Origin of the sequence: Lysinibacillus sp. AR18-8 (assembly GCF_001705465.1) — a bacterium.
Lineage (GTDB): Bacteria > Bacillota > Bacilli > Bacillales_A > Planococcaceae > Lysinibacillus > Lysinibacillus capsici.
The window spans coordinates 96,339-109,243 of sequence record NZ_MDGU01000023.1; the positions used below are offsets into that span (position 1 = coordinate 96,339).

A 12,905-nucleotide genomic window follows, 5' to 3' on the forward strand; every position below is an offset into this window, starting at 1 on the left:
AATCTGTTTCCTTCTCCATTATGATAAAGATGAGGTGAGTAACATGGAGTATAGTCAAGCGACACAAAGAACTATTGCCTATATCGAGGAGCAATTGATGGAAGAAATTTCTTTTGAATGTCTTCCTAATACTGCTGGCTATTCGAAGTACCATCTAAGCCGAATTTTTAAGCAAGAAACGGGAATTACGATTGGTGAATATATTCGTATACGTCGGCTAGCTATGGCAGCGAGTTATTTGATGTACTCTAATGTATCGATATTAACGATTGCTGTAACACTTCAGTTTCAATCACAAGAGGCTTTTACAAGAGCCTTTAAAGAAGTTTATGCTTTACCACCAGGGAAGTATCGAAAAGTAATGCAATCATTAAATATGATGGAGGAGGAACATTACATGGAAACAGTTGAACAGGTTAAAGGTTGGGTGTTGAGTGGTGCTAATCCCGAATTGTATAAATTTCATACAGATGACAAGGTATTTCATTCAGGGAAGCGTTCAGGAGTATTGTATTCCACAACTGCCTCAGCAAATCATGGTCAATTTGCTACAATGATGCAGGGTTTTCAGGCAGCTGACTATAAAGGGAAACGCTTGAAAATGTCATGCTACTTAAAGACGGCAGATGCTACAAAGTGTGGTGCATGGATGCGTATTGACAATGGTACAGGTGATACGATTCAATTTGATAATATGGATCAACGCCCTGTGACAGGTTCTACTGAATGGAATCATTATTCTATTGTCTTAGACGTACCTGAAGAAGGTAATTCCATTTATTTTGGTGTGTTACTAATTGGTTCGGGTAAAGTCTGGGCAGATGGCTTCCGTTTTGAAGAAGTTGACAACAAGGTACCCTCAACTAATATGCTTACGCAGGAACATTTATCAAATCATCCTACTAATCTAGACTTCAGTATGGAGTGAATCAGACAGCACTGACAAAAGTGCAAGATGACTTTTTTGAATAACGTATTGATTACCTCTAATTTGTTAAAGATAACAAGGAGGAGGTGTGAGACGATGGCACAAGAAATTCTTTGTGAAGTCAATAACTGCACATTTTGGGATTCTGGTAACAAATGCACAGCTGAAAAAATTTATGTTGTCAGCCAAAAGGGACAACATGCTTCCAACAGCGAGGAAACAGACTGTAAAACATTCGAACCTGAAACGCATTAATGCCAAAAGGGTAGCCATGTATATGGTTACCCTTTTTCCCTGTCTTTATTAATAAATATCTACCTTTTCTTTGTTAAATAAAAGAGCATGGGCATTTTTTACTTTTTCTTCTACATAATCCAGTGAGTATTTACCAACAGAATCTGTTAAATCCCCAATTGCCCGCGACAAGTTATCAATAATCGGAATTAATTTGTGCATTTCTGTGCGATGCTTTTCTTTGTGCATCTCATCCATAATTTCATATGCAAGACGTTGAATCTTCCTTAGTCGCAATTTCTCAGATTGCATTGAATCCTCCTTATTGAACCAATTTATGATGTCTAATTATATGAGCTACAATAAGGTTTCATGAATAATGTTCTTTAGAAATAATTGCTCGTGTTATGAAGGGCTAGCGCAATTTCCCTTATGCCAACATCAATCTTGGATTCGTCTATATTCGATACATTTAGTTTGATAATACGTTCCCGATAAAATGCATCTAAATAATTGCGTTTAATAGGATCTAACAAAATATTTTGTTGTGCCAAATGATCAATAATCTTAGAAGTATTCACCTGTCTCGGTAGAATGATATGGCTATGCATACAGATTTCCTTTGAGGATTGATAGTCTGCCAGATGAGTTGCTATAGATTGTTGAAGTTGATTTGCTCGGCTTGCATAAGCTTCACTGACTTTCTTCTGATAACGTTCAAACATACCACTTTTCAAGTAGAGCTCTAATGCAGCTTGGGAGATCATGGAGCTATCAATATCAGTGGTATTTTTATACTGTTGAAAGGTATTAATCAAAACATTTGGTAATACGGCAAGTCCGATACGTAAGCCAGGAAACATAATTTTAGAAAAGCTTTTTAAATAAATAACCCGATCCTGTGTATCCTCCGTAAATAGGGGATCTATTTTTGTATTTTGCTCAAAATCCGCTAAATAATCATCTTCAACTATATACACATTATATTTATAGGCAAGTTTTCGTATTGAATCCTTTTCTTTTTTACTATAGGAAGTTCCTAGAGGGTTGTGCAGACGTGGCATCGTATAAAAAAACTTTATGTCGTGTTTACTAAAAATGTTTTCTAGTTCATCTAAATCAATGCCATCCGTTGTTCTTTTGATGCCCATTGTCGGAAGTTCATAGGTTTTTAAATAATCCATATACAAATGATAGCTAGGTTGTTCCACTAAGATCGTTGAGCGACCATTTGGAAAGGGCATTATACTTAGCAAGGATAGAGATTGTTGGACACCTGAAGTAATGAAAATATTTTCTTCCTTTGTAAACAGTTGATAGCTTGTTAATAGTTTTTTTGCTTCCGCTATTAATGACGGTAGGCCTTTTGGTGTCCCATATCTAAATAAATCTGCTTGGTATGTGTCGATGGCCTTATTAATACAATGCTGAAAATCTTGATAAGGGAATGCATGCCAATTGGGCGAAGATGTAGCAAAATCTATGTAATTTTTCATTTTTGGTTGGATGGGCAGTTGATGATCAACAACATAGTAGCCACTTTTAAGCATTGAATAGATAAGATGCTGATCCTCCAGTTTTTTTAAAGATGCTAAAATCGTACTCTTACTACAGGAAAATTGCTGTGATAACTGGCGAATCGAGGGGAGTTTTGCCCCTGCTTGAAGTGAGCCTGTTTGGATCTGAGTCAGGAGCTGAGAATAAATCCATTCGTATTTAAGCATACATAACCTCCAGCACATCTGTATCGGTACAGATGTGTTTTTTTTATATCGTCAATAAGTTCTCTATTTAATACGATAACTATACCGGCCGGAATGTTTAAAGAAGGAGTACGATCCTATGTCAGAAAATAGAAATGCCTATATAGCAGCAATAATTTATGCATTTGTCATTGGGCTCTCATTTATGTTTGTGAAAGTTACGTTGACTGTAGCAAGTCCTATTGATATACTTGCACATCGTTTTACTTTTGCATTCATCGGTATTGTTATAATCATGGTAATGACAAAAAATAAGCTAATAATGAACATGCAGGACATACTAAAAATATTACCGTTAGCCATCTTGTATCCAATTGCTTTTTTTACGTTTCAAGTGCTTGGACTTGCTAAAATTTCCTCATCAGAGGCGGGAATTATTCAAGCGACAATTCCTATTTTTACATTAGCATTGGCAGGTTTATTGTTAAAGGAAAAAGCTACTCGGGGTCAACTTGTATCTGTAAGTTTGTCCGTACTTGGTGTCATCTATCTGTTAATGATGAATGGAGCAAATACTACTACAGGAAATGTCATAGGAAGTGGATTTATTTTACTATCAGCGATTGTGACATCACTTTATAATATTTTTGCTAGAGGGCTTACCAAGAAATATTCTTTACTAGCATTAACATATGTCATGACATTGTGTGGATTTGTTATTTTTAATGGAATGGCTCTTGGAAGTCATATGATGAATGGAACACTCAATGAATTTTTTAAGCCATTAACACATGCTCATTTTGTCTTCGCTATTTTATATTTAGGTATACTATCTTCACTTGGTACATCCTATTTATCTAATTATGCTTTATCTAAATTGGAAGCATCTAAAATGAGTGTCTTTAGCAATTTTGCAACACTTATTACTATTTTGGCAGGGGTCTTATTTTTACAGGAAGATTTCCATCTATATCATCTTATTGGTGGCATCATGATTATTATTGGTGTGATAGGGACGAATTATTTTGGGCGGAAAAATGTAGAACAAGTGAGATAATGAATAGGAACATTTAAATCGGAGCTATTTAGTAAACGGGGTATAATAATCGTTTATAAATGACTTTCTAAATTAGGAGGTTTTTATGGGGAAAATTTATGTTATTAGACATTGTCTAGCACAAGGACAATCACTAGATGCACCCTTAACACAGAAGGGAATAGAGCAAGCAAATAGTTTAGCTGAATTTTTCAAGAATCTAAAAATTGATCGAATTGTATCTAGCCCTTTCTTACGAGCAATCCAATCCATTGAACCATTAAGTAGCAGAGAAAGTATGAAGATTGAAATTGATGAACGTCTTTCGGAGCGCCTTTTAAGTACTAGAGATTTTCCAGATTGGTACGAAAAATTACAGGCGACATTTGTTGATATGGATTTAAAATATGATGGTGGAGAATCCAGTAATGAAGCGATGAATCGAATTGTAGACCTTGTAAAAGATGCATTTGCTCAGGATGTTGATAATACATTAATTGTGAGTCATGGCAATATCATCTCTTTGCTACTGAAGTATTATGATAAGGATGTGGATTTTCACTGTTGGAAAAATTTAAGCAACCCAGATGTTTTTCTACTAAGCCCTAAGCATAATGGAGTAATGATAGAGCGAATATGGGATTCCCCGTATAATGAAGGCTAATATTAAGTGGTATGGTAGGAATTGTTTCTTCTTGCCATACCTTTTATAGTGAAGGAGAGTAAGATGGAAACGATATTAAAAGAAATTTTAAGATGGGTTAAACAAGCTGATAAAAAAATCATAATCGGCATTTCTGGTCATGGAGCTGCTGGAAAAACGACATTTGCCAAAAAACTTATACATGCTTTAGATCAAGATGAAGTGAATTATTTAAATACTGATCCGTATATTGTGGATTCGGATATTCGCAAACAATCAATACTTGAATATACATATCAAAATGAGCATCATCGTTTTAAAATGACGGCTTGTCATCCCGCTGCTCATCATCTACCATCATTGGAGCGAGATGTTCAGATGATAAGAGAAGGACTCGATTTAATGACAATCGATACACATTATATGAAAAGTGCATTAATTTCTTCAAAAAAACAGATCACGATAGTAGAAGGAATGTGTGTAGCATTTATAGATCCACAGTTATTCGATTTAAAGATTTATTTTTATACGGATGGGTCTACAGAGCTTAAGAGAAGATTAGGTCGTGATGTGCTTGAAAGAGGTACAGATATAAATTATTTAAAACAATCACATGATGAGCGACGTATTCAATATGAATTATTTATGCATCCACATTGCCAACATTTTGATATGGTTATTAAAACTCAGGATGATGAAATCCTTATTGAAAAAAATAAACTTGTAAAATAAATGAGGGCCTTCTGCACTTTGACTAGTGGAAGGCTCCTAACTTTAGTATTGAAATTTTACACGAACAGTAGCATCAATAGCAATTTGTCCCTGTTCTATAGGCGTGATTCCCGAGGATACAGCCATAGAGCGATAAAGGATAGGTGTGTTAGCCTGCTCTTCCACAATCTCTACAGGGAGTGGCTGCAAAGGCAGGTGCATAGTTTCTGCTATTGTTTTCGCCTTCAATTGAGCATTCTGTAGCGCTAAACTTAATGCTTGCTGATAGTAAGCATCGGTATGGTCCATTTTGAACTGAATATTGGTTATTCGATTTGCTCCATTTTCTACAGCCGTATCAATGATTAAGCCCAAATCATTGGTATCCGAAACGTTGACGGAAATGGCGTTGACTACTTCATAGCCATTAAAAATTTGTTTGCCATCTTCGAAATTATATAGTGGTGTGATTGTATAACTAGCAGTTTGAATTTGTTCTCTTGGAATACCAAGTGCGATAAGTGATTGCATAACTTCATTCATGATTGCGGCATTTTCCTGTTGAGGACCTTGTACATGGTTGCCCTGTGTTTGGACTTCAATTTGTAATTGTACAGAGCTTGGTGTAGCCATTACCTGTCCATAGCCGATTACAATCATAGTACGTGATGGATGATGTGTTTGTTGATTGACCTGTGCATAGTACATCTAATACCACCTTTCATAGGTTATATAATCATGCTATGCAAAAATATTTATGATTTGTTTATTCTTTTTAAAAATTTGTCATGGAGCTTTGTGAATAGAAGTAAAGCTAAAATAGCTCCCAGCAAGGCTAAAAACATGTCCCATTGTGCATCCCATTTATCTCCCTGCATGCCTAAAAAATCCTTTGCTCCTTTACTTCCCTTCGAGATTCTTGTACTTAACCATTCAATGATTTCATAAAAAGCAGCAATTGCGAGCAGAATACTGATCGTAATACCTGTAAGCCAAGCTCCTTTTGTAAGTGGTGTTTTCCTGATTAGTATTTCCCTTATTACGATGGCTAATAAACCTTTTAAAAAATGGCCAAACCTATCATAGTGATTACGTTGTAAATGAAATTCATCTTTTATCCAATTAAAAAGAGGGACTTCAGAATAGGTATAATGCCCACCTATAAATGTCAGGATCGACAAGAGAGCGATAATAAAATAAGAAAATGTGGTGAAGCGGAATTTATGATAAATGCAAACAACGACTGTTATTGCCACAATTCCAGGACTAACTTCAGCTAGCCAATCTAAATAGGAGGACGGCTTTATAACAGACCAGATGAAAACAATAAACAATAATAAGTAAGGTGGCGTGTATTTTAACATGTTGCCTACTATTCATACTAACAACTCCCTTTGTCCCACAGTATGGGAAATGGGGAAATTGCTTATTCAAATAGTTAGCAAACAAAAAAGAAAAGCGTCTAGTTGACGCTTTTTTAGCCAATTAGATCATTTTTAAAAGTGCCTCTACACCAGTCATTCCTTCTGTAATACCAAGCTGTTCTGCTTCATATGTTACAGATTCTAATGGAGCTGTTAATAGCTCGTCAATTGTTTTTACGCCTACTGCACGACCAGCAATAATTTTTCGATCAACTAAGCGACTATTTAATAGGCCGACATCTAAAGCACCACACATAATGTAGCCTGTATCATTAGAAATAGTTAGTAATGTTGTTTTAGGTAATTGAACAACTACTGCAGTGAAGAAATGCCCTTTAATCATAATAGGTTCAATTGTCACCATTGAAATCACTCCTTTTCTCTATATACATATGGTGAAGGCTAGCAAGGTGTTCGACATTTTCATGAAAAAAACTAAATATGTTGCTAGATGTATAAGGATGAAAGGAATTAGGGGGAAGCATCGGAGGTACTTTTTAACAAAAAGGAATCTACTCAAATGAATAGATTCCTTTTATCCTTTATTATCTTGTATAAGAAAGCAAAGCAGTTTCTTTAAATTTATGTAGTGCATTTGTTGCCTCACGTTTAGAACTATACTCAAACATGCGATAAGTGTTTTCTTCAAATACTGTAATAATCCACATATATGTCATCCCCTTTATTGTGTTGCATAACATTTATATATTTATAATAACTGTTATATATCAAATTTGATTTAATTTTACATCAATAAATAAAAAAATAAAGTACTATTCAAAGATTTTCACATATTGTTCAAAATTATAAAGAACGTTTAAAATTTTTTTGAAATAATTAAAAGGAGAAAACAGACAATCCTTCACAAGTATATTTCCGGGTAATTCGTAAATAGTAAGTTGACGGAGTTCTGTGATTTCGGACTTGGGAGGTGATGCTATGACACGTAATTACGTATTCATTTTTATGGTTTTCTTTTTAATCATCTCGGGATTTTTAGTGCAGGAAGGCTACGCAGATAGAGGTCGTCCTTATTATGAGGAGACAGGTGAAGTTGTTTGGGATATCAAAACAGAGGATAAAATTGTTGCACTCACCTTTGATGATGGTCCACATCCTAAATACACAGCTGCTGTGCTAGATTTATTAGCAAAATATGATGCAAAAGCCACCTTTTTTATTATTGGAAAAAATGCAGAAAAATATCCAGAGCTTGTTTTACGTTCTTATACAGAAGGCCATGAATTAGCAAATCATACGTATACACATCCATTTAAAGTTTCCATCAAAAAATTGCAAGAGGAGCTTCAACAGACAAATGACACGATTTATAGTATTACTGGTTTTTCCCCAGTTTTATTCCGTCCCGTTGGTGGAAATTACACGGATGCTATGATTAATGCTGCTGTTAAGGACGGCTATAAGGTAGTAATGTGGTCCTGGCATCAGGATACGCAAGATTGGAAAGAGCCTGGTGTAAGGAAAATTGTGCAAAAGGTAATGAAGGGAACAAGGCCTGGAGATGTTATTTTATTTCATGATGGTGGCGGGAACCGTACACAAACAATTCAAGCACTAGAAGAAATACTACCTGCATTAAAAAAGCAAGGCTACACATTTGTTACAATATCCGAGCTGATTGAAAGCAAACAGCAACAAGAACAAGTTCAATAATGAAAAATGAGCCATCTCAACAATGTTTGAAATGGCTTCTTTTTCACTTAAATAAAAGGTTTGAATTAGAAGAAAATAATTGGAGCTAGCGCAATACCTAAAATTGTTCCTAGAGCTATTCCATAGCCAAAACCTTCTCCTCCATACCCTCCAAATCCCCAAAACCCTAAACCATAACCACTATATCTTCTATCAGGTAGAATCCATACCTGTCTTCTATCTACCCTTGTGATTTCTCCAACATGTACTTTACCAGATGAATCCGAGATTCGAACACGTTTACCATGATATTTACAGCAAAGACTATAAGCATCAGCTGGATTCACACATATCCCTCCTTTCATTGTCATTACAAGCTAATATATGCGATTTGATGCATTTATCACTAGCCGATTGTCTATTCAAGACATATGCTGTGAAGAGGTGATAATATGGCAGTTGTGTCAACGGATAAGTGGTTAGATGAATTTGTAAGTGCTAGAAAATCAACTAGAAAGGATGAGCGAACAAGCTTACAATGCTCGATTCTTTGCGGTCGATTAGTCAAACTATTTCGAGATGGGCTTCCAGAAGAAATTCACTATACATTACAGCAACAGGGTCTTTTTTTACCTCATGAGGAAGTCGATGTTGAAAAATTAAAGAGGCAAAAAGTATGGGCCAGTGTACAGCAGGAGTTCCTATACTTACAGAGGAAATGGAATGGCCCATCAATACCAATTTATATTTTCCCAATTACTCAGCAGCAAACGATAACCAATAAAAATGGTGTCGCTTATCCTCATTCGCTTTTTTTATTTGTGGGTGATTTAGAAAAGCAGGAGCTTCAAGCATTATTTGCTCATGAATATAACCATGTTTGTCGTATACACATATTAAAAAAAACTTTAGATGATATGACTTTATTGGATTCTCTCATTTTAGAAGGCTTAGCAGAAGATGCGGTGAAAGATTTATACGGAGAAAGGTGGATTGCTCCCTGGTTACAATCCTACTCAGAAAAAGAACTTTTAGCTTTATGGGAGCATCATTTTTTACCGAATTTACAACTTCAAGGAATCAAACAACATCATCCATTTCTATACGGGGGGGCCCTTCCACCTTGGATAGGCTACTGTATAGGCTACAAAATTGTGCAGTCGTATAAAATGAACCATTTATGCCAACATCCCTTATTCATTTCAAGCCAAGATTTACTTACTGGTTCGAATTTTCCGCTACAATAGAGAAAAGGAGTGATTGTTGTGTCCAATGAATTAAAAAATATATTATTACCAATTGTAGACTCATCAACAAGGGTGCTCATTGTTGGATCCATGCCAGGAAAACAATCGTTAGAGAAACAGCAGTACTATGGCAATCCACGCAATCACTTTTGGCCTATTATGGGTGAGTTATTACAGATAGCGATTCCAAATGATTATACAGAGAGAATAGCCTTATTAAAAAACAATGCAATCGGTCTTTGGGACACGATTGCAACTTGTGAACGTGAAGGAAGTTTAGATGCAGCGATACGCAATGAAAAGCCCAATGATTTTCAAACCCTTTTTGAACAATACCCTAATATTCAATTAGTGCTTTTTAATGGAGCGAAAGCATTTGAGGTTTTTAAAAAGCATATTGGCTTAGGGCTTCTAGAAGGACGAGCCTATAAAAAAATGCCATCAACAAGTCCAATACCAGGGAAAAATATTAAAACGTTCACTGAAAAGCTAGAGGACTGGCAGATTATCCAATCCTATTTAACCTAATCAACAGGGCGAGATTAGCGTGATGAAGTAGCTGCTTTGGGGTGAATACTATTCCTTGTGCTTTTAAACCATTGATAAAAGAGAATATACACAAGAAGGATTTCAATAGCATCTCCACCGTAGTACATGATCTTAGCACCTAGTTCTGCCTCAGTGGATGGTACATGATGAGGCGGATTTGCAAAAATAAATTTTGCCAATATGGCATGAGCAGCCAATGCTACTACTAATGTAAGGGATCGAAAAACATAAGAGTATGAATGTGGAGTAGGATCAATATAAATAAAGGCAATAGTAAACAAATAACCCGCTAGAAAAATATGGAGATGAATGAATACATACAATAGTATATGTTCATGCATCAAATTGAAAAGTGAGGTTGTATAGAGTAACCATAGGCCTCCTACATTTAGAATAGATGCAATAATTGGATGACGAATAAAACGAACATACGGATTTTTTAGTAGTCGAGAGAGAATACGTGCCCTGTTTACTGGTAAGGTTCTTAACAGCAGAGTCATTGGTGCTGCTAAAGCCATAAGTAATGGTGCCAGCATGCCAAGCAATAAATGTCCTATCATATGTGCGTCAAAATGAATATGACTAAGAGCAGCCAATGGGCCGATTAATGTAATCAGAGCACAGACATTTCCAACAATCCAACAGATAGTACGGAAATGAGGCCATTGTTTTTTATGTTGATTCGAAATAATAACAGCGAGGATATAGCCTATAAGAGCTAGAACAAATGGCAAGGCCAGTAGAAGCTGAACCATAATAGGAAAGTTTTGAGCATGAACATCGTGAGAATGCAAGATGCGCCACCTCCTATTGATCTTTTTGATTTGTTTGGAGCAGTAAGACAATACCGATAATTATTAATAGCGCCGCCAAAATGTTCCAAACGATATCATAGGGAAGTATTTCAACATTGTAACGAATTTGGTGAAGTTTCATGAATTTATGTTGTATAATTCCATCGTAAAGCTGAAATGAGCCTGCTCCAAGAAAAATACCGCCTAGCCATCTTTTTAGCCAAAACCCATGTTTTCTATGTAGATCAGCCAATAAAAAAGCAGATCCAATCGTAGCAAAAAAGCTGAATGCATGAAATAAACCATCTGAAACTAGTCCAATAGCTGCTGTAGACTTATCATAGAAATGATGCCAGTGTAATAATTGGTGAAAAATCACCTCATCTATAAATGCAACAACCCCAAGCCCAAATAAAATCCCAGTCCACATGTTACGCTGCTTATATTGAAAGCGATTTTCATGCTGATGTTTTTGTTCTTCATACATATTGGTCGTATCCAATCCTATCACCTCAAGCTGATTTTCTTTTAGTCTACCCCTGAGATGAGCTCTTAAACAAATATCCCTCAAAACAGTCGTTTGTCAGAGGGAAGTAAGGATGATTGCCAGCTATTATAGTAAGAGCCAGCAGGACTGTAAAAGAATTTGAAGTGATGCTTCTCAGCTAAAGCACGGCTTTTTGCTTCTTCTTCAAAACCAATTGTCATCACTTGTGTACCAAATTTATTGCGTATGTGGACAAGCTGTTGCATCATATCGAGTGACCATTCATCTTTTCCTACCACAGGATACGAAAAATCCTCCCACATAATAAAATCAATAAATGGTGCTGTATAATCGGCGAGTGTTTGAAATCCCCAATTTTGAGCAACAGATATATTTGGATGTCGTTTTTTGATTTGTTGGATAAAAGATAACATGGCTTCATTTTGCCACTTTTGTTCATCTTCAGGTAAATAGGAATTGATATTACCAACCGTATCTAAAAACACACCGTCTAAGCCTTTCTGAACAATTTGCTGCTCTATTTCTGCTAGCAAAATGTCTTGATAGTGCGTAGAAGTCAAATCCATTAAAAAAGAATCCCATTTGGCAAAATACATTCTTTCACCCTGTTTGTCTCGATAAAAATCTTCTTCCTTCAATTGTTGATAGAGTGCTGTATTCCATTTGTCTGCTTCCATCACATTAATATAGCCGTACACTAAAGTACCGCTTTTTTGAGCATTGACGATATACTTTTGCTGCATTTCAAGAGGTTCTACAATCACTAAATCTAACTTCGTCATGCTCTTGCCAATGGCATCGTTGCCTTTATCTAAGTAGTATGTGTAATCTTTCACATCAGCAAGCTTTGCTTGGATACTTGTGGAAGAAGAGACTGAATTTTTAGCAAGCAGCATCCACATACTACCTGAGATAAGCAGGGCTAATAAGAGTATCAATAATTTTTTCATAAGTACTCCTTTTTGAACGATTTTCCTTCCATTATATAATAATAGGAACTAGGTAACCTTTGGTAAATGGGCAATGGCTCAACGGTGAATCGCCCTTTTACATATATTGAATAATGTAAAAGGAGGGTTTGTGTGTATAATAATCCATTTAGAGAAGATAATTTTAGAAGACCTGGTGGTTGGGGAGGTTATAATGATTTTGAAACAACGTCATTTGGGCCAACTCATTTCGGCCCCCCTCCCGCAGGACAAATGCCCATAAGCACACCACCAGGTTTTTCACCACCAATTCCTGCTTGGCGAGAAGGTTCTAGTGGTATACGCTCCTGTTTATTTAGAAATACGTATATTTGGATGAATAGTGGTAGAAGTTTTTGGTTTTTCCCAACAGCTGTAGGAAGGGAAATCATTGCTGGCTTTAGATGGAGTCGAAGATATGGCTGGTATTTCCGTACCATTTCTAGAAGCCAAATTCGTTCCTATGAATGTTTTAGATAGACTTAGCTCAAGGTATGGAGTTTTATT

At 36.0% G+C, this 12,905-nt stretch carries 19 protein-coding genes; 9 read left to right on the plus strand and 10 right to left on the minus strand.

The window, feature by feature from the left end; all coding sequences use genetic code 11:
• The first annotated feature begins 43 nt into the window (after window positions 1-43).
• Together BFM98_RS16715 and BFM98_RS16720 are read left to right on the plus strand one after the other, a co-directional pair.
• A complete protein-coding gene (locus BFM98_RS16715) occupies window positions 44-928 on the plus strand; it encodes a helix-turn-helix transcriptional regulator (protein WP_048394047.1) in 885 nt (294 codons plus the stop codon).
• A gap of 96 nt (window positions 929-1,024) precedes the next feature.
• Window positions 1,025-1,183: a DUF1540 domain-containing protein gene (locus BFM98_RS16720; protein WP_004231699.1), complete on the plus strand. Its 159-nt coding sequence runs from the start codon at window positions 1,025-1,027 to the stop codon at window positions 1,181-1,183.
• 48 nt (window positions 1,184-1,231) lie between these two features.
• Here the strand turns inward: BFM98_RS16720 and BFM98_RS16725 are convergent, their stop codons facing one another.
• Both BFM98_RS16725 and BFM98_RS16730 read right to left on the minus strand, forming a co-directional pair.
• On the minus strand, window positions 1,232-1,474 hold the full coding sequence (locus tag BFM98_RS16725) for a hypothetical protein (RefSeq protein ID WP_004231701.1): 243 nt from the start codon (window positions 1,472-1,474) through the stop codon (window positions 1,232-1,234).
• 74 nt (window positions 1,475-1,548) lie between these two features.
• On the minus strand, window positions 1,549-2,886 hold the full coding sequence (locus BFM98_RS16730; protein WP_066037955.1) for an aminotransferase-like domain-containing protein: 1,338 nt from the start codon (window positions 2,884-2,886) through the stop codon (window positions 1,549-1,551).
• Window positions 2,887-3,004: 118 nt separating this feature from the next.
• Here BFM98_RS16730 and BFM98_RS16735 point away from each other — a divergent pair, with 118 nt between their 5' ends.
• The 3 genes from BFM98_RS16735 to BFM98_RS16745 all read left to right on the plus strand — a co-directional run bounded on the left by BFM98_RS16735 (window position 3,005) and on the right by BFM98_RS16745 (window position 5,276).
• Complete coding sequence (locus BFM98_RS16735; RefSeq protein ID WP_066037956.1) at window positions 3,005-3,922, plus strand: DMT family transporter; 918 nt, start codon at window positions 3,005-3,007, stop codon at window positions 3,920-3,922.
• Between the two features lie 85 nt (window positions 3,923-4,007).
• Window positions 4,008-4,565 carry a histidine phosphatase family protein gene (locus tag BFM98_RS16740; protein ID WP_066037957.1) on the plus strand — a complete coding sequence of 186 codons (558 nt, stop codon included), beginning with the start codon at window positions 4,008-4,010 and terminating at the stop codon, window positions 4,563-4,565.
• A gap of 63 nt (window positions 4,566-4,628) precedes the next feature.
• Window positions 4,629-5,276: a uridine kinase family protein gene (locus BFM98_RS16745; protein ID WP_066037958.1), complete on the plus strand. Its 648-nt coding sequence runs from the start codon at window positions 4,629-4,631 to the stop codon at window positions 5,274-5,276.
• A gap of 42 nt (window positions 5,277-5,318) precedes the next feature.
• On the opposite strand, the gene BFM98_RS16750 is transcribed toward BFM98_RS16745, so the two are convergent.
• The 4 genes from BFM98_RS16750 to BFM98_RS24455 form a co-directional block, all read right to left on the minus strand.
• Window positions 5,319-5,963 (minus strand): SIMPL domain-containing protein, encoded by a 645-nt coding sequence (locus BFM98_RS16750; protein ID WP_048394056.1) that lies wholly within the window; start codon window positions 5,961-5,963, stop codon window positions 5,319-5,321.
• Window positions 5,964-6,010: 47 nt separating this feature from the next.
• Window positions 6,011-6,619 carry a DUF2238 domain-containing protein gene (locus tag BFM98_RS16755; RefSeq protein WP_066037959.1) on the minus strand — a complete coding sequence of 203 codons (609 nt, stop codon included), beginning with the start codon at window positions 6,617-6,619 and terminating at the stop codon, window positions 6,011-6,013.
• A 121-nt stretch (window positions 6,620-6,740) separates the two neighbouring features.
• Window positions 6,741-7,043, minus strand: coding sequence for a YunC family protein (locus tag BFM98_RS16760; protein ID WP_004231716.1), 303 nt, complete (start codon window positions 7,041-7,043; stop codon window positions 6,741-6,743).
• A 181-nt stretch (window positions 7,044-7,224) separates the two neighbouring features.
• A complete protein-coding gene (locus BFM98_RS24455) occupies window positions 7,225-7,347 on the minus strand; it encodes a hypothetical protein (protein ID WP_004231718.1) in 123 nt (40 codons plus the stop codon).
• Window positions 7,348-7,618: 271 nt separating this feature from the next.
• On the opposite strand from BFM98_RS24455, the gene BFM98_RS16765 reads away from it, so the two are divergent.
• Window positions 7,619-8,353, plus strand: coding sequence for a polysaccharide deacetylase family protein (locus BFM98_RS16765; RefSeq protein ID WP_066037960.1), 735 nt, complete (start codon window positions 7,619-7,621; stop codon window positions 8,351-8,353).
• 65 nt (window positions 8,354-8,418) lie between these two features.
• On the opposite strand, the gene BFM98_RS16770 is transcribed toward BFM98_RS16765, so the two are convergent.
• Window positions 8,419-8,679: a hypothetical protein gene (locus BFM98_RS16770; protein ID WP_004231722.1), complete on the minus strand. Its 261-nt coding sequence runs from the start codon at window positions 8,677-8,679 to the stop codon at window positions 8,419-8,421.
• A gap of 105 nt (window positions 8,680-8,784) precedes the next feature.
• Between BFM98_RS16770 and BFM98_RS16775 the strand changes: the two genes are divergently transcribed.
• Together BFM98_RS16775 and BFM98_RS16780 are read left to right on the plus strand one after the other, a co-directional pair.
• Window positions 8,785-9,579: a DUF2268 domain-containing putative Zn-dependent protease gene (locus BFM98_RS16775; protein ID WP_066037961.1), complete on the plus strand. Its 795-nt coding sequence runs from the start codon at window positions 8,785-8,787 to the stop codon at window positions 9,577-9,579.
• Between the two features lie 18 nt (window positions 9,580-9,597).
• Window positions 9,598-10,107, plus strand: coding sequence for a DNA-deoxyinosine glycosylase (locus BFM98_RS16780; RefSeq protein ID WP_066037962.1), 510 nt, complete (start codon window positions 9,598-9,600; stop codon window positions 10,105-10,107).
• A gap of 14 nt (window positions 10,108-10,121) precedes the next feature.
• On the opposite strand, the gene BFM98_RS16785 is transcribed toward BFM98_RS16780, so the two are convergent.
• From BFM98_RS16785 to BFM98_RS16795, 3 genes are all read right to left on the minus strand, one after another.
• Complete coding sequence (locus BFM98_RS16785) at window positions 10,122-10,922, minus strand: cytochrome c oxidase assembly protein (protein WP_066037963.1); 801 nt, start codon at window positions 10,920-10,922, stop codon at window positions 10,122-10,124.
• A gap of 13 nt (window positions 10,923-10,935) precedes the next feature.
• Entirely contained in the window at window positions 10,936-11,409 is a 474-nt protein-coding gene (locus BFM98_RS16790; RefSeq protein WP_066038036.1) for a DUF2243 domain-containing protein, read from the minus strand.
• Window positions 11,410-11,489: 80 nt separating this feature from the next.
• Window positions 11,490-12,380 (minus strand): endo alpha-1,4 polygalactosaminidase, encoded by an 891-nt coding sequence (locus BFM98_RS16795; protein WP_048394066.1) that lies wholly within the window; start codon window positions 12,378-12,380, stop codon window positions 11,490-11,492.
• Window positions 12,381-12,512: 132 nt separating this feature from the next.
• Between BFM98_RS16795 and BFM98_RS23500 the strand changes: the two genes are divergently transcribed.
• Entirely contained in the window at window positions 12,513-12,878 is a 366-nt protein-coding gene (locus BFM98_RS23500; RefSeq protein WP_082148158.1) for a hypothetical protein, read from the plus strand.
• Window positions 12,879-12,905 lie beyond the last annotated feature (27 nt).